Source organism: Steroidobacter agaridevorans, assembly GCF_009932555.1.
GTDB classification, from domain to species: domain Bacteria; phylum Pseudomonadota; class Gammaproteobacteria; order Steroidobacterales; family Steroidobacteraceae; genus Steroidobacter; species Steroidobacter agaridevorans.
The window spans coordinates 1,355,263-1,370,240 of the sequence record NZ_BLJO01000001.1 but is presented as its reverse complement, the minus strand read 5'-3'; the positions used below and the strand labels follow the sequence as shown (position 1 = coordinate 1,370,240).

Here is a 14,978-nt window from a genome sequence, read left to right as displayed (position 1 = left end):
TTGCTGACGTTGCAGCAGTGCCGTCGATGCGGAAGAGAGAGAGGAGGCGCTACCCGCCTGTGCCGTCATGAGCCATTGCTCTCGACACGGAGCAATAGGTGGGACGCAGCCATGATAGCTAAGGCTTCCCGTTCGAGACGGACTTGCACACGGCTACCACGAAACCGAATCCCTGGGGTATTAACGTTAGGGTCGAGAGGTAACCCGACACACGTCGAACACCGCAGGCAGCGCCATAACAAAACCATTCTGAGTCTGCGTCCGTAACGCGCATCCGCAGTCCCAAGTTCATCCCACGTCGATCGATCGGCCGAGCGAGAGACTCACCGTGCCCGATATCAGGGTGGATACCGGGGCTTCAAGCCTACAACGGCAATTGTTGTCCTCGGCTCAGCGCCGATTCGACACGCTCGCGCATCTCGCGGACGCGCTCGCTCACTTCGCTCTCGATGGCGTCGTTACGATTGCGCTTGAGCAGCTCGTGCGCCAGGTTGAGCGCCGCCATCACCGCGATCCGGTCCAGGCCGACGATATTGCCGGCGTCGCGGATGTCGCGCATCTTGCCGTTGAGAAATTCCGCCGAGTCGAGCAGCTCGGAGCGCTCTTCGGGCAGGCAGGCGACCTGGTACTCCTTTTCCAGGATTCGCACACTGACACGGACCATACGGTCGCTCATGCGTTGTGCTCCATCGCCTTCAGGCGGCCAATCATCGCTTCGACCCGTGCGCGCACCTGCTCATTCTTCTGTAGCAGCGTGGCACGCTCGGTCATCATCGAGTCCTGTCGCTGGCGCAGGGCGCGGTTCTCTTCCTGCAGTTGGGAGACCAGCGCGACCAGCTCATCCACGCGTCGTTCGAGCTGTTTCAGCTCTTGATCGACACTCGCCCGGGCGGACCCGGTACTGCCAGTGGACGAAAAAGGATTCATGCGGTCGATTATGCGGCCCGCTCCCGAACCGGTCAAACCAGCGCCCGAAATCCGTCAAATCAATCGTCCGGGAGGCACAGTGCTAAGATAGGGGGGATGTTGCAAGTCACATTCGCTGAAGTCGCCCGCGTCCTCGAAGGACTGGGCTCGTCGGTGCCGGCCGCGGAAGCCCACGGTTGTCTGGTCGGCGCGCTGTGCACGTCGCCCGACTACCCGATGGAACGCTGGCTGGAAGAAATTATTCCCGACGCCGACCAGCGCGACGACGAACAGAGCCAGCAGCCGCTGCGTCTGTTGTATGCCGACACGCTCAATGCGTTGCGCGGCGAGGACATGGAATTCGAAGCATTGCTGCCGGATGACGATATTTCACTGGCGACGCGCGCCGGTGGCCTGTCGCAGTGGTGCCAGGGTTTTCTGTATGGATTCGGCACCGGTCAAGTCGGCACGCGCGCCGTGAAGCAGGAAGAGCTGCCCGGCAACGTCAACGAAATTCTCAACGACCTCACGCACATCGGCCGCGCCAGCGTCGAGCTCGACGGCGACGGCAACGAGAGCGAAGAAGAAGCCTACGCCGAAGTCGTCGAATACGTGCGCGTCGGCGTGCAATTGATCCACAACGAACTGATTCCGGTCGCCGCCCACCGCATCGATGTGGGGGATGAAGCACGCGACGACGACCTGGACGACGGCTCCGATCCCAGCACCCTGCATTGATTGATCGCCCAACCAGCGTAGAACATGCGCAAAGATGAATTCGCCCGCCGGCGCCGGCAGCTCATGAAGATGATGGGCCGTGGCGCCATCGCCATCCTGCCCGCCGTGCCCGAGAAGACGCGCAACAGCGACGTCAGCTATCACTATCGGCCCGATAGCGATTTTTTCTATCTGACCGGCTTCGGCGAGCCGGAAGCGGTGGCCGTGCTGATACCGGGACGCGCCCACGCCGAATATGTGCTGTTCACTCGAGAGCGCGATCCGACGCGCGAAACATGGGATGGCAAACGCGCCGGACCGGAAGGCGCGGTGCGCGACTACGGCGCGGACGATGCGTTTCCCATCAACGACATCGACGACATCCTTCCGGGACTGATGGAGCACTGCTCGCGTGTTTACTACACGATGGGCCTGCATCAGGAGTTCGATCAACGCGTGATCGGCTGGGTCAACTCGCTCAAGACGCAGGCGCGCACTGGCGTGCATCCTCCGCAGGAGTTCGTGGCGCTGGATCACTTGCTCCACGACATGCGCTTGTACAAAACGCGCCCCGAGCTGGACGCCATGCGCGAGTCGGCCCGGATCGCGGTCGCTGCCCACAAGCGCGCGATGCAGTTCGTCGAGCCGGGCCGCAAGGAATACCAGGTGATGGCCGAGCTGCTGCACGAGTTCAGGATGAACGATGCGGATATTTCGTATCACCCCATCGTCGGCAGCGGCGCCAATACCTGCATCCTGCACTACCACGAGAACTCCGAAGAGCTGCGCGACGGCGATCTGCTGTTGCTCGACGCCGGCTGCGAATACCAGCTGTATGCCTCCGACATCACGCGCACCTTTCCAGTGGGCGGCCGATTCACGCCCGAGCAGCGGGCCGTGTATGAAGTCGTGTTGGAGGCGCAGTACGCCGCGATCGACAAGACCCGGCCCGGCAATCATTGGAACGAGCCGCACGAGGCGGCGGTGAAAGCCATCACTCAGGGCTTGGTGAAGCTCGGTCTGTTGAAGGGCAAGGTGCCGAACCTGATCAAGGAAGGCGCGTATCGCCGCTTCTACATGCACCGGACCGGTCATTGGCTGGGCATGGATGTGCACGATGTCGGCGACTACAAGATCGGCGATCAATGGCGCGTGCTCGAGCCCGGCATGGCGATGACGGTCGAGCCCGGGATTTATATTCCGGCAGGCCTCAAGGGCGTGCCGAAGCGCTGGTGGAACATCGGCGTGCGCATCGAGGACGACGTGGTGGTGACCAAGGACGGCAACGAGGTGCTGACGGCCGGGCTGGTCAAAGACGCCGACGGCATCGAAAAGCTGATGAATGCATGAGTGACCCCGACGCCACGCCTTTAGTCGTCGATGTCGCCATTGCCGGCGGCGGATTGGTCGGCGCCAGCCTGGCGCTCGCTCTGGCTCAGCTGCAGCTCAAGGTCGCATTGATCGAGGCGGCGCCCTTCGGCGCTGTCGATCAACCGAGCTTCGACGATCGTAGTACCGCGATATCCAACGGCAGCCGACGCATTTTCGAAGCGCTCGGCGTCTGGCCGTTGATCGAACGCGAGGCGACTGCGATCCGTCGCATTCACGTTTCCGATCAAGGACGCTTCGGCTTCACGCGCATCGATGCCAAGGAACAGGGCCTGAGCGCGTTGGGCTACGTGGTTGTGAATCGAGTGATGGGCGCGGCGTTGTGGCACCGGCTGAAGACGGAGCCTTCGATCACCGTGCTCGCACCGGCCAAAGTGCAGTCGATGCAACTGCAACAGCACAGCCAGCGCATCGAATGCGCGATGGAGGGCGGCGTGCGCATCGTGGAAGCGAAGCTCGCGATCGCTGCCGACGGCGCCCGTTCCACCGTGCGGCAATCGGCGGGCATCGGCTCGAGCACTTGGGATTACGAGCAGGTCGCGCTGGTCAGCAACGTGCTCTCACAGCACTTCCACGATCACGTCGCGTACGAGCGTTTCACCAATGCGGGTCCGCTGGCGCTGCTGCCATTGACCGAAGGGCGGTTGGGCGTGGTGTGGACCTTCCGTCCCGACACCGCCAAAGAAATGACGGCCCTGAGCGATGCTGAATTCCTGGCGCGCTTGCAGGACACGTTCGGCTTCCGCCTCGGCCGCTTCACGCGCGTGGGGCAGCGGCAGTTGTATCCGCTGTCGTTGACGCGTTCCGATGAGTACGTCGCCGAGCGCCTCGCCATCGTCGGTAACGCCGCTCAAACGCTGCATCCGATCGCAGGGCAGGGATTCAATCTCGGTCTGCGCGATGCCGTGAGCCTCGCAGAGGTGCTGGCGGATGGGCTCGCTCAGGGGGGCGGTGAATTTGATTCAGGCGACGGCATGTGGCTGCAGCGCTATCGCGAATGGCGGGCCGCCGATCGCAGCAACATCGTGCGCTTCACCGATGGGCTGGTGAGGGTGTTCTCTCAGCCGCTCGGGCCGATCAGGCTGCTACGTAATGCGGGCATGTTGGCGTTCGATCTGATGCCGGCGGCCAAGGATGCGTTATCGCAGTTGTCGTTGGGGGCTGCGGGTCGGGTGCCACGTCTGGCGCGAGGCGCGCCGCTGAAATGAAAAACGGATTTCACATTCTGGTCATTGGCGGCGGCATGGTCGGTGCTTGCGTCGCCGCGCTGGCCGCCAGCAATCGTCACTTCGCCGACCTGCGCATCGCCGTGTTGGAGGCAAACCCGCCGACGCTGCCGCCGCCCGATGCAGTCGACGATATCGATCTGCGCGTATCCGCGATCTCACGCGCTTCAGAGCGCATCCTGAGCGAGATCGGAGCATGGCAGCTGATACCCCGCCAACATGTCTGTGCGTACGACGACATGAGCGTATGGGACGCCGCCGGCAAGCCGCGCGGTCCGGGCTCGATTCACTTCTCCGCCGGCGAATCGGGTGAGCCCAATCTTGGATATATCGTCGAGAACCGCCGCGTGCTGTGGTCGATCTACGACTGCGCCGCCTTTCGCGATCGGGTGACGTTGCTGCGGGGTGAGCTGAGCGGGCTCGAGTTCGAAGACGATCGCGCCACGGCCATCCTGAGCGACGGTCGTCGCATCGATGCGGCGCTGATCGTTGGATCGGACGGCTCCGGTTCCTTGAGCCGCAAGCTTGCCGGTATCGAAACGCGCGGTTGGGAATACGACCAACGCGCGTTCGTCACCCACGTTCGCACCGAACATCCCCATGCCCGAACCGCGTGGCAAAGATTCCTGCCGGATGGACCGATCGCATTCCTGCCGTTGGCCGATGGACGCAGCTCCATCGTGTGGACGACCACGCCCGAACATGCCGAGCGCCTGGTGAGTGAAGCGCCGGAGCAAGTCGCGAGCGAGTTGACGCTGGCGCTCGATGGCACGCTTGGCAAGGTCGAGCTGGCCGGACCTCGCGGACAATTTCCTCTGCGACTCACCCATGCCAAAGACTATTGCCGCGAGCGATTCGTGCTGGTCGGCGATGCCGCTCACGCCATTCATCCGTTGGCGGGGCAGGGGGTGAACCTCGGCTTCCTAGACAGCGCTGCGTTGGTCGAAGTGCTGGCCGAGGAGCTCGATGGCGGCCTGGCCCCTGCATTTATCGGCGAGCGACGCGTCCTGCGTCGTTACGAGCGCTGGCGCAAGAGCGAGAATGCGGTGGCATTGGGATTGGTCGACGGATTGAACAAGCTGTTCGGCAGCCGTGTCGATACTCTCGGCTGGGCGCGTCGCACCGGCTTGAGCATGCTCGACGGGCATGGGCTCGCCAAACGTTTCTTGATGGGGCGCGCGCTCGGCATTCGAGGTGCGGCGCCAGCGCTGGTTCGTTCGCATCGTTAAACTGCACGGACGCAAAGTCACTAAGGGGTGGGCCGGGAGATGCACAGCACGCTCTTCATCCAATCCCCGCCGGCGCTGGGCAACCAGTATGGCGACGATCCCTTTTTGCGTGCCTATTTGCAGCGGCGCCTGCCGGCCGGGATGTTGGCGCAGATCGAGCCGTCGCTCAGCGAGCTCGGCGAGTTGGCCGGCGGTGAGTTGTATCGACTGCAGCTGCAGGACCGGCTCAACGAGCCGACGCTGACGCAGTGGGATGCGTGGGGCAATCGCATCGATCGCATCGAAGTGTCGCCGCTGTGGCGTCGCGCCGCCGAGATTGCGGCGACCCAGGGACTGATCGCCATTCCCTATGAGCGTCGTCACGGCCGCTACTCCCGGATCCATCAGTTCGCAGCCGTTTACTTGTTCCATCCTTCCTCGGATGTTTATACCTGTCCCTTGGCCATGACCGATGGCGCTGCCCGCACGCTGACAGTTTCGGGCAACCAGGCGCTGATCGATCGCGCCGTCATTCGCTTGACCAGTCGTGATCCCGCGCAGGCGTGGACCAGCGGCCAATGGATGACCGAATCGACCGGCGGCTCCGACGTGGGCGCCTCGCTCACGCAAGCCGTGCGTGATGAGTCGGGGCAATGGCGGTTGTACGGCAAGAAATGGTTCACCTCGGCCATTACGTCGCAGATGGCGCTGACGCTCGCTCGTCCGGAGGGCAACGGTCCTGGCGGCAGCGGGCTTGCCATGTTCTTTGTCGAGACTCACAACGACGATGGCGCCTTGAACGGCATCCGCGTCGAGCGCCTGAAAGATAAATTGGGGACTCGCAAGGTGCCGACCGCCGAGCTCACGCTGGACGGTGCACGCGCCGAGCTGGTGGGCGACACCCGTCATGGCACTCGAAACATCGAGCCCATGCTCACCGTGACCCGCGCCTGGAACAGCGTGACCTCAGTCAGCTTCATGCGTCGCGCGCTGGCATTGGCTCGTGCGTATGCCCGTCAGCGACGTGCGTTCGGTGCAAAGCTCGACGAGCTGCCGTTGCACGTCGATACGCTCGCCGGGCTGGAAGCGGAAACGCGGGGCGCGTTCCTGCTGGCCTTCGAGCTGGTCGAATTGATGGGCCGGCAGGAGGCGGGCGAGATCGACGATACGCAGAAGGCGTTGCTCCGGGTGATCACGCCGATTGCCAAGCTACTCACCGCTAAACAAGCCGTCAGCGTCGTGAGCGAGTGCATAGAAGCGTTCGGGGGCGCCGGTTATGTAGAAGATACCGGTCTGCCGCTGTTGTTACGTGACACCCAGGTATTGCCGATCTGGGAAGGCACCACGAACGTGCTGGCATTGGATACCTTGCTGCGTGGAGAGCTCGGCGTCGGCTTGCCGGCATTGCGACAACGCCTACAGCTGGCTATGACGGCTCACGATCGCACCCCTAATATGGACGGTCGCCTGGCCAAGGCCGGCCAGCAGGCGCTGGCCGCAGTCGAGCATGTGTTCGACTGGTTGAGTCACAATGACGACCCGCGCCGCCTGCAGGCTCATGCCCGACGGGTGGCGATGACTCTGGGACGCGCGCTGGAGCTGGCGTTGCTGGTCGAGTTCGGCGATGTCGCCGCGGCCTGCCGGTTCGCCGCCGCGCCCGTGGATTTGCTGGTCGATATCAATAGCGAAGATTCCGCCCGCCTGATCGAATGAACAATCGTCACATCTATGTGCTGTCAGCGGTGCTGGCGCTGATCGGCTTGACGCTGTTCGCGTACAAGTCGCAAGTGCTCGGCTTTCCGCTGCAGCCGCAGGAACAGACGCGTGTCTGGACCATCGAGGCGGCGGTGCGCTTCGATCCGGGCCCGGCGGCGGTCAAAGCGACCTTGCGCATTCCCAATCTGACGCCGGGCTTTTCCATCCTGGACGAGAATTTCATTTCGCGGGGCTTCGGTCATGCGACCCGGTCCGCCCCGGCGGGACGCGAATCTCAATGGACGCTGCGCCAGGCGACCGGCCCGCAGACGCTGTACTACCGCGCGCAGGTGTATCGCGATGCCAGCCGCATCGCCGAGGACACGACGCCGCCCTTTCCCGAACAGCCGGTGCTGGACGAGCCATCGCGTATCGCGATGGAAGGATTGATCGCCGAAGTGCGGCGCCAGTCGGCCGATGTCGCGAGCTTCACGACCGAGCTGCTTCGTCACATCAATCACGCCGAACGCGATCCGTACGTCAGCTTGTTCATGAGCCGGGGCAGCGCGCCGGCGGATGCGGCCGAGCTGGCGACCATCTTTCTTGCCGGCGCTTCGATTCCCGCGCGCATCGCGCACGGCATTCAGCTGCGCAGCGTGCCCGGGCCGGTGCAGTCCCAGCAGCTGCTGGAAGTGCACGACGGCGTGCAATGGTTGTACTTCGATCCCAAGACGCTGGAGCAGGGCTTGCCGCCGGATTTCCTGATCTGGTGGCGCGGCGATGAAGCGATCGCCAGCCTCGAAGGCGGCAGCAATCTGGATGTGACACTCGCGGTTCAGCAGAACCTGCTGGACTCGATGGTGGTGGCCGAGCGCCGGGCCGAGTTGACCGGCTCGCACGCCATGGACTTTTCGCTGTTCGCCTTGCCCATCGCCACGCAGGCGGTGTACGCGGTGCTGATGATGATTCCGATCGGCGCGCTGGTGATCATGCTGCTGCGTAACTTCATCGGCGTGAAGACGTTCGGCACGTTCATGCCGGTGCTGGTCGCGCTGGCGTTCCGCGAGACGCGGCTGCTGTGGGGCATCGTGCTGTTCGCCATCATCGTCTCGCTGGGACTGCTGATCCGGTTCTATCTGGAAAAGCTGCGGCTGTTGCTGGTGCCGCGTCTGACCACCGTGCTGACGGTGGTGGTGCTGTTGATGGCCGGCATCAGTGTGCTGAGTCAGAAACTGGAGCTGCAGCCGGGCCTGTCGATCGCGCTGTTCCCGATGGTCATCCTGTCGATGACCATCGAGCGCATGTCGATCGTGTGGGAGGAGCGCGGCGCGTCGGAGGCGATTCAGGAAGGCATCGGCAGCTTGCTGGTCGCCGCGGTCGCCTACGTCATCATGGGCATCGCGTGGTTGGAACACTTGATCTTCGTGTTCCCGGAATTGCTGCTGCTGGTGATCGCGATGTCGCTGCTGGCCGGCCGTTACACCGGCTATCGATTGCTCGAGCTGCGTCGCTTCAAGGCGCTGGCGCCCTCGGGGAGCGGACCCTGATGTTCGGCCGCTACCGAGGGTTGTCCGATGAGGGAGTGCTTGGGCTCAACAAGCGCAACGGCGATTACATCCTGCGTTTCAATCCGCGGCGGCTGTATCCGCTGGTCGACGACAAGCTGAAGACCAAACGGCTGGCGTTGGCGGCCGGCATTGCGGTTCCGCAGTTGTACGGCGTCATCGAGACGCAGCATGACATCCGACGGCTGCCGGAGATCGTCAGGGATCATCCGGAGTTCGCGCTGAAGCCGGCGCATGGCAGCGCGGGCGATGGCATCGTCGTCATCTCCGGCCGCAGCTCGCAGCGGTATCGAACCATCAGCGGCACGCTGCTCGATGACGATTTCCTGTATCACCACCTGTCCAACGCCATCAACGGGCAGTTCAGTCTGGGCGGCGTGCAGGACGTGGTCATCGTCGAATACATGGTGCGCTTCTCGCCGCTGTTCGAGCGCATCAGTTATCTGGGCGTGCCGGATATTCGAGTGATCGTGTATCGCGGCTTCCCGATCATGTCGATGGTGCGTCTGCCGACGCGGGCCTCGCATGGCAAAGCGAATTTGCACCAGGGCGCGGTGGGCGCGGGCATCGATCTCGCCAGCGGCGTGACTCTGGACGGCGTGGTCGGGACGCAGGTCGTCACGCATCACCCCGATACGACGCATGCGATTTCGGGGCTGAAGATTCCCGATTGGGATGTGATCCTGGATATCTCGGCGCGGTGTTACGAGCTGACCGGCATGGGCTATATCGGCGTCGACATCGTGCTCGATCGCGACCTCGGGCCGTTGGTGCTGGAGCTGAATGCGCGGCCGGGGCTGGCGATCCAGATCGCCAATCGGCAGGGCTTGTTACGTCGTCTGAAAATCTGCGACGAACGCGCCAGCTTCACCGCACCAGCGGCCGAGCGCATCGCCTTCGCTCAGCACGAGTTTCGCCACCCGGTCGGCCCGGTGCTCGCGACTGAAGCGGTTGCCAGCGTCGCCTAGCTAAGGCGCGTTGCGCGGTTCGGAGCTGAGTGCAGGCGAAGAGCCCCTGGTCCTTGCCGCCGGTATGTCCACCGAGGTGAAGAATCCCGCCGACGTTCTGATCGTCACCTTCGCCGGCCGGCAGCTGAAATCCCGCAGGTCGATGCGCATCGGCTTGGTGAATTCCTGGCGGGCCAGGTCGTCGGGCTGATTGTCCACCAGCAGTCCGAGAATCTGCATGCGCTCATCGTCGAGCTTCTTGCAGGCATCCCATTGCACCTTGAACTCATGATCCGGATTGGTGCCCCGGTAAGCGATGGTCAGGACCAGCTGATCCTTGCCGGTGTCGTAGGTCAGCGCCGTTACCGAGACGGCGGCGGCGGGTGCGACGTAGAGCAGGACGGCGAAACCGAGCACCCAGATACGCAGGTGCTGAACCAGTCGACCTAACGTAGCGCGGCGCATGTGAGTTCTCCGGCTAAGTGCGGGGTAACGCATCCACCTTGGCGGCGCAGATGAAGTCGTTCTGCGATAGCCCGCCAATGGCGTGAGTGTTGAAGTTCAAGCGGCAATAGCCATAGCCGACTTCCATATCGGGATGGTGATCCTCGGCGTTGGCGATGTGGGCCACCGCGTTCACGAAGCTCATCGTGTGATAGAAATTGCGGAACTTCCATTCGGCGCGGATGCTCTTGCCATCGGCGGCGAGTTGCCAGTCGCCGCTCACCTGTTTCATCAGCGCTTGCGCTTCATCGAGCGTCAGCGGCGCGACGCCGCCTTCGCAGGGCTTGCAGCGTTGTTCGGCGAGCGAGGTCATGCTGTTTCCCTCCGCGCGTAGGTCCTGGCAATGTAATCCTCGACCAGCGACTGAAACTCTTCGGCGATGTGCTCGCCCTTGAGCGTCGGGCCCTTCGCGCCGTCCACATAAACGGGCGCGACCGGACGCTCGCCGGTGCCGGGCAGGCTGATGCCGATGTTGGCGTGTTTGCTCTCACCCGGGCCGTTCACGACGCAGCCCATCACCGCGACGGTCATGTCTTCGACGCCGACGTATTGCTTGCGCCATTCCGGCATCTGGTGACGGATGTGGGATTGGATCTTTTGCGCCAGCTCCTGGAAATACGTGGACGTGGTGCGGCCACAGCCAGGGCATGCGACCACCATGGGCATGAACGAGCGCAGCCCCATGGTCTGCAGGATCTCCTGCGCAACGATGACTTCCTGGGTGCGATCGCCGCCGGGTTCAGGCGTCAACGACACGCGGATCGTGTCGCCGATCCCTTCCTGCAACAGCACGGCCATGCCCGCGGTGGAAGCGACGATGCCTTTCGACCCCATGCCGGCTTCGGTCAGGCCGAGATGCAGCGCGTAGTCGCAGCGTTTCGCCAGGTTGCGATACACGGCGATCAGATCCTGCACGCCGCTGACCTTGCACGAGATCACGATGCGATTGGAGCCCAGGCCCAGCTCCTCGGCGCGCTTGGCCGATTCCAGAGCCGAGACGACCAGCGCTTCGCGCGTGACATCGCGGGCGTCCATCGGCTCGGCCGACTTGGAATTCTCGTCCATCAGGCGCGTCAGCAGATCCTGATCCAGGCTGCCCCAGTTCACGCCGATGCGCACCGGTTTGTCATTGCGGATCGCGACTTCGATCATTTCCGCGAACTGCGGATCGCGCTTGCTGCCCCGGCCCACATTGCCAGGGTTAATACGGTATTTCGCCAGCGCCTCGGCGCAGGCAGGGTGCGCCTTGAGCAGCTTGTGACCGTTGAAGTGAAAGTCGCCAACGATGGGCACGTGAATGCCCATCTGTGCAAGCCGGTCGCGGACGTGAGGTACGGCCGCGGCGGCTTCGTCGGTATTGACGGTGACGCGCACCAGCTCGGAGCCGGCGCGAGCCAAGGCTTTGATCTGCTGGGTCGTCGAGTCGATATCGGCGGTGTCGGTGTTGGTCATCGATTGCACGACGACCGGGGCGGGACCGCCGACAGTGACCGAGCCGATGCGAACGGGAATGGAGTGACGTCGGGTTGGGCGCATAGATGGGCCTTATTGTAACGCTTCGCACACGAATCGCTGGCTTCGGCTACCATACGCGCACCCATCGCAAGGCACGGCCGGAGAGAGCGGGATCGACCCCGCCGCCGAAGGCGCAACCGCCCGGAAACGCTCAGGCAAATGAACGGCGTGCAAGTGGACAGGCGGAGCTCCGCCCGCCACTCGGCGGGCTCTGGAGAGCAACTGCGACGCGCCTGGCGCTCGTCGGCAGTTCACCGAAGGGGAGAGGTGCGCCGCTGCAAGCGGCGGCCGGATCTCTCAGGTCACAGGACAGAGGGGGCGTTGAACGCGCTGGCGTTCCGCGCTGACCTTTTAACTGGACATATCCCGGAGCATTCGATGGGCCTCAAGACTCCCTTGTTCGACACCCATGTCGCCGCTGGCGCCCGCATGGTCGATTTCGGCGGCTGGGACATGCCGGTCAATTACGGCTCCCAGATCGAAGAGCACCACGCCGTCCGCCGCGATGCCGGCATGTTCGACGTGTCCCACATGCTCATTGCCGATGTCACTGGCGCGCGCGTCCGTGACTACCTGCGCTACCTGCTCGCCAACGATGTCGCCAAACTGAAGGACTCGGGCAAGGCGCTCTACAGCTGCATGCTCAACGAGCAGGGTGGCGTGGTCGACGACCTCATCGTCTATTTCATCAACGAGTCCTGGTTCCGCGTGGTCGTGAACGCCGGCACGCGCGATAAAGACATCGCCTGGTTGAAACGCTTCTCCGACAAGTTCGGTGTCGACATCAAGCCGCGCACCGATCTGGCGATGATCGCCGTGCAAGGACCGAACGCGCGTGCTAAGGCTGCAACGCTGATCGGCAAGTACGCCGACGAAGCGCTGCAATTGAAGACATTCTCGGGCCGTGAGCTCGGCCAATATTTCGTTGCGCGCACCGGCTACACCGGCGAAGACGGCTGGGAAGTGATGCTGCCCGTGGGCGAGGCTCCCAAGTTCTGGAGCGATCTGAAGGCGGCGGGCGTCGCTCAGTGCGGCCTCGGTGCGCGCGACACGCTGCGGCTCGAAGCAGGCATGAATCTGTATGGCAACGACATGGACGAAAACCTGTCGCCGCTCGAGTCGGGTCTCACGTGGACCGTTGCCTTCGATCCGCCGGAGCGTGATTTCGTCGGCCGTGCCGCGCTCGAAGCGCAACGCGCCGCGGGCCTGAAGCGCAAGCTCGTCGGTCTGATTCTCGACGATCGCGGTGTGCTGCGCGGTCATCAGCGCGTCGTCACGCCAGCGGGCGACGGCGAGCTCACCAGCGGCACGTTTTCGCCGACCATGGAGAAATCCATCGGCTTCGCCCGTGTGCCGGTGGCGACAGGCGATCGCGTCGAAGTCGATATCCGCGGCAAGTTACTGGCTGCACGCGTCGTCAAATATCCGTTCGTGCGCAATGGCAAGCCGCTCGTCTCCTGAGCCGCGCCCCTGAATTCGAGTATTCGCATTTTTCTGATTTCATTTTCGCTTTGTTATTGAGGTCATTCCCCATGTCGAACATTCCTGCCGACCTGAAATATCTCGACTCCCACGAGTGGGCGCGCGTCGAAAGCGACGGCACGGTCACCATCGGCATTTCCGATCATGCTCAGGGCGCGCTTGGCGACCTGGTGTTCGTCGAAGTGCCGGAAGTGGGCAAGTCGCTGACCAAGGGCGGCGCTGCTGCCGTGGTCGAGTCGGTCAAGGCCGCTTCCGACGTTTACAGCCCGGTGTCCGGCGAAGTGGTCGCCGCGAACGATGCATTGAGCGGCTCGCCCGAGCTGGTCAACAGCGATCCGTACGGCGCCGGCTGGTTGTTCAAGATCAAGCCGAGCAACAACAGCGAGCTGCAACAGCTGCTCGACGCCAAGGCCTACGAGAAGGTCGTGGCTGACGCCGCCCACTGAGTGCCGCCATGCCGTTCATCCCTCATACCGATACCGAGATCGGCGAAATGCTGGCCGCCATCGGCGCGCCCAGCATCGATGCGCTGTTCGACGAAATCCCGGCGGCGCTGCGGATCAAATCGCTCGCCGCGATTCCCGATGCACTGAGCGAAATGGAAGTCGGGCGCCTCATGCAGGCGCGCGCGAACCAGGACGGTCGCCCACTGAATTTCCTGGGCGCCGGCGCTTACGAGCATCACATTCCCGCCGCGGTCTGGGCGATCGTCACGCGTGGCGAGTTCTACAGCGCGTACACGCCGTACCAGGCGGAAGCGAGCCAGGGCACGCTGCAGCTGTTGTACGAATACCAGACCATGATGAGCAGCCTGACGGGCATGGAAGTCTCGAATGCGTCGCTCTACGACGGCGCATCGGCGCTCGCCGAAGCGTGCTTGATGGCGGTGCGTGCGCATCGCAAGTCGAAGTCGGCTCGCATCGTCGTGCCGTCGACGTTGAATCCTACTTATCTGTCCGTGTCGCGCGCGGTCGTCGAGGGTCAGAACCTCAGCTTCACCGTGCTGCCGTACGAAGCGGGCAAGGGCACGCTGCAGTTCTCGAAGCTCGAAGCGCTGAAGGGCGAAGACCTCACCGCCGTCGTGATCCAGCAGCCGAATTTCTTCGGCCAGATGGAAGACGTCGATGCGATCACGGACTGGGCGCATGCCAATAACGCGCTGGTGATCGCGGTCGTGAATCCGCTGTCGCTGGCGTTGTTCAAGCCGCCGGGCGAGTGGGGCGCGAAAGGTGTCGACATCGTGGTCGGGGACGGTCAGCCGTTCGGTGTGCCGCTGTCTTCGGGCGGTCCGTACTTCGGCTTCATGACTACGCGCATGGAACATGTGCGGCAGATGCCGGGCCGAATCATCGGCCGCACCGTCGACCTCGACGGCAAGCAGGGCTTCACGCTGACGCTGCAGGCGCGCGAACAGCACATCCGCCGCAGCAAGGCGACGTCGAACATTTGTACCAACCAGGGTCTGCTGGTGACCGCGGCAACGATTCACATGTCGTTGCTCGGCGCGGCGGGCCTGGAATCGGTGGCGGCGACTTCGCAGCGGCAGACGACCAAGCTGGTCGAGAAGCTCACACGCATTCCCGGCGTGAAAGTCGTGTTCGACGGTTACCGTTTTCATGAAGCTGTGTTACAGCTGCCGACCAAGGTGAGCGATGTGCTCGACGCCTTGGCCAAACGCAATATCGTCGGTGGATTGGATTTGTCGAAACTCTATCCCGAGCTGGGCAACGCGCTGCTGGTGTGTGCGACGGAAATGCGCACCGACGCGGACCTGGATGCGTATGCCTCGGCTTTGGCCGCCGTCCTGGAGCGCAAGCCGTGAGC

Annotated in this window: 15 protein-coding genes, 1 other RNA gene and 2 riboswitches; of the genes, 10 read left to right on the top strand and 6 right to left on the bottom strand. The window is 63.4% G+C overall.

From position 1 onward, the window contains the following. Positions 1-46: 46 nt before the first annotated feature. The 3 genes from ssrS to GYH35_RS05740 form a co-directional block, all read right to left on the bottom strand. Positions 47-233, bottom strand: a non-coding RNA gene (ssrS, locus tag GYH35_RS05750) — 6S RNA. Positions 234-364: 131 nt separating this feature from the next. Next, positions 365-676 (bottom strand): cell division protein ZapA, encoded by a 312-nt coding sequence (locus tag GYH35_RS05745; RefSeq protein WP_129644923.1) that lies wholly within the window; start codon positions 674-676, stop codon positions 365-367. Further along, positions 673-927 carry a TIGR02449 family protein gene (locus tag GYH35_RS05740; protein WP_161814722.1) on the bottom strand — a complete coding sequence of 85 codons (255 nt, stop codon included), beginning with the start codon at positions 925-927 and terminating at the stop codon, positions 673-675. Before GYH35_RS05740 ends, GYH35_RS05745 begins: the two co-directional genes overlap by 4 nt. 96 nt (positions 928-1,023) lie before the next feature. On the opposite strand from GYH35_RS05740, the gene GYH35_RS05735 reads away from it, so the two are divergent. The 7 genes from GYH35_RS05735 to GYH35_RS05705 are packed head-to-tail and all read left to right on the top strand — an operon-like array spanning position 1,024 to position 9,674. After that, positions 1,024-1,644 carry a UPF0149 family protein gene (locus GYH35_RS05735; RefSeq protein WP_161827867.1) on the top strand — a complete coding sequence of 207 codons (621 nt, stop codon included), beginning with the start codon at positions 1,024-1,026 and terminating at the stop codon, positions 1,642-1,644. Between the two features lie 24 nt (positions 1,645-1,668). Further along, complete coding sequence (pepP, locus tag GYH35_RS05730) at positions 1,669-2,973, top strand: Xaa-Pro aminopeptidase (RefSeq protein ID WP_161814720.1); 1,305 nt, start codon at positions 1,669-1,671, stop codon at positions 2,971-2,973. Further along, positions 2,970-4,220, top strand: a complete 1,251-nt coding sequence (gene ubiH / locus GYH35_RS05725; protein ID WP_161827866.1) for a 2-octaprenyl-6-methoxyphenyl hydroxylase — start codon at positions 2,970-2,972, stop codon at positions 4,218-4,220. The genes pepP and ubiH overlap by 4 nt, the downstream gene beginning before the upstream one ends. Further along, positions 4,217-5,467 carry a UbiH/UbiF/VisC/COQ6 family ubiquinone biosynthesis hydroxylase gene (locus tag GYH35_RS05720; RefSeq protein ID WP_161827865.1) on the top strand — a complete coding sequence of 417 codons (1,251 nt, stop codon included), beginning with the start codon at positions 4,217-4,219 and terminating at the stop codon, positions 5,465-5,467. Before ubiH ends, GYH35_RS05720 begins: the two co-directional genes overlap by 4 nt. A gap of 39 nt (positions 5,468-5,506) precedes the next feature. After that, positions 5,507-7,159 carry an acyl-CoA dehydrogenase family protein gene (locus GYH35_RS05715; protein ID WP_161827864.1) on the top strand — a complete coding sequence of 551 codons (1,653 nt, stop codon included), beginning with the start codon at positions 5,507-5,509 and terminating at the stop codon, positions 7,157-7,159. Further along, entirely contained in the window at positions 7,156-8,688 is a 1,533-nt protein-coding gene (locus tag GYH35_RS05710) for an inactive transglutaminase family protein (protein WP_161814716.1), read from the top strand. Before GYH35_RS05715 ends, GYH35_RS05710 begins: the two co-directional genes overlap by 4 nt. Next, positions 8,688-9,674, top strand: coding sequence for an alpha-L-glutamate ligase-like protein (locus tag GYH35_RS05705; RefSeq protein ID WP_161814715.1), 987 nt, complete (start codon positions 8,688-8,690; stop codon positions 9,672-9,674). Before GYH35_RS05710 ends, GYH35_RS05705 begins: the two co-directional genes overlap by 1 nt. On the opposite strand, the gene GYH35_RS05700 is transcribed toward GYH35_RS05705, so the two are convergent. The 3 genes from GYH35_RS05700 to ispG are packed head-to-tail and all read right to left on the bottom strand — an operon-like array spanning position 9,675 to position 11,693. After that, positions 9,675-10,118, bottom strand: a complete 444-nt coding sequence (locus GYH35_RS05700) for a hypothetical protein (RefSeq protein ID WP_161827863.1) — start codon at positions 10,116-10,118, stop codon at positions 9,675-9,677. 13 nt (positions 10,119-10,131) lie between these two features. Next, a complete protein-coding gene (locus GYH35_RS05695) occupies positions 10,132-10,470 on the bottom strand; it encodes a 4a-hydroxytetrahydrobiopterin dehydratase (protein ID WP_161814713.1) in 339 nt (112 codons plus the stop codon). Continuing rightward, on the bottom strand, positions 10,467-11,693 hold the full coding sequence (ispG, locus tag GYH35_RS05690) for a flavodoxin-dependent (E)-4-hydroxy-3-methylbut-2-enyl-diphosphate synthase (RefSeq protein ID WP_161827862.1): 1,227 nt from the start codon (positions 11,691-11,693) through the stop codon (positions 10,467-10,469). The genes GYH35_RS05695 and ispG overlap by 4 nt, the downstream gene beginning before the upstream one ends. A gap of 67 nt (positions 11,694-11,760) precedes the next feature. After that, positions 11,761-11,848, top strand: a riboswitch (glycine riboswitch). A gap of 25 nt (positions 11,849-11,873) precedes the next feature. Then, positions 11,874-11,995: riboswitch (glycine riboswitch) on the top strand. 55 nt (positions 11,996-12,050) lie between these two features. Here ispG and gcvT point away from each other — a divergent pair. The 3 genes from gcvT to gcvPA all read left to right on the top strand — a co-directional run bounded on the left by gcvT (position 12,051) and on the right by gcvPA (position 14,976). Continuing rightward, on the top strand, positions 12,051-13,133 hold the full coding sequence (gcvT, locus tag GYH35_RS05685; protein WP_161814711.1) for a glycine cleavage system aminomethyltransferase GcvT: 1,083 nt from the start codon (positions 12,051-12,053) through the stop codon (positions 13,131-13,133). Positions 13,134-13,204: 71 nt separating this feature from the next. Then, the gene (gcvH, locus tag GYH35_RS05680) at positions 13,205-13,600 is read left to right on the top strand and encodes a glycine cleavage system protein GcvH (protein ID WP_161814710.1); all 396 of its coding nucleotides are present in this window, start codon (positions 13,205-13,207) and stop codon (positions 13,598-13,600) included. An 8-nt stretch (positions 13,601-13,608) separates the two neighbouring features. Continuing rightward, on the top strand, positions 13,609-14,976 hold the full coding sequence (gcvPA, locus tag GYH35_RS05675; protein ID WP_161814709.1) for an aminomethyl-transferring glycine dehydrogenase subunit GcvPA: 1,368 nt from the start codon (positions 13,609-13,611) through the stop codon (positions 14,974-14,976). Positions 14,977-14,978 lie beyond the last annotated feature (2 nt).

Coding starts and splice junctions, on each gene's coding strand:
- GYH35_RS05745 (WP_129644923.1), bottom strand. CDS start 676: ATGAGCGACCGTATGGTCCGTGTCAGTGTGCGAATCCTGGAAAAGGAG.
- GYH35_RS05740 (WP_161814722.1), bottom strand. CDS start 927: ATGAATCCTTTTTCGTCCACTGGCAGTACCGGGTCCGCCCGGGCGAGT.
- GYH35_RS05735 (WP_161827867.1), top strand. CDS start 1,024: ATGTTGCAAGTCACATTCGCTGAAGTCGCCCGCGTCCTCGAAGGACTG.
- pepP (WP_161814720.1), top strand. CDS start 1,669: ATGCGCAAAGATGAATTCGCCCGCCGGCGCCGGCAGCTCATGAAGATG.
- ubiH (WP_161827866.1), top strand. CDS start 2,970: ATGAGTGACCCCGACGCCACGCCTTTAGTCGTCGATGTCGCCATTGCC.
- GYH35_RS05720 (WP_161827865.1), top strand. CDS start 4,217: ATGAAAAACGGATTTCACATTCTGGTCATTGGCGGCGGCATGGTCGGT.
- GYH35_RS05715 (WP_161827864.1), top strand. CDS start 5,507: ATGCACAGCACGCTCTTCATCCAATCCCCGCCGGCGCTGGGCAACCAG.
- GYH35_RS05710 (WP_161814716.1), top strand. CDS start 7,156: ATGAACAATCGTCACATCTATGTGCTGTCAGCGGTGCTGGCGCTGATC.
- GYH35_RS05705 (WP_161814715.1), top strand. CDS start 8,688: ATGTTCGGCCGCTACCGAGGGTTGTCCGATGAGGGAGTGCTTGGGCTC.
- GYH35_RS05700 (WP_161827863.1), bottom strand. CDS start 10,118: ATGCGCCGCGCTACGTTAGGTCGACTGGTTCAGCACCTGCGTATCTGG.
- GYH35_RS05695 (WP_161814713.1), bottom strand. CDS start 10,470: ATGACCTCGCTCGCCGAACAACGCTGCAAGCCCTGCGAAGGCGGCGTC.
- ispG (WP_161827862.1), bottom strand. CDS start 11,693: ATGCGCCCAACCCGACGTCACTCCATTCCCGTTCGCATCGGCTCGGTC.
- gcvT (WP_161814711.1), top strand. CDS start 12,051: ATGGGCCTCAAGACTCCCTTGTTCGACACCCATGTCGCCGCTGGCGCC.
- gcvH (WP_161814710.1), top strand. CDS start 13,205: ATGTCGAACATTCCTGCCGACCTGAAATATCTCGACTCCCACGAGTGG.
- gcvPA (WP_161814709.1), top strand. CDS start 13,609: ATGCCGTTCATCCCTCATACCGATACCGAGATCGGCGAAATGCTGGCC.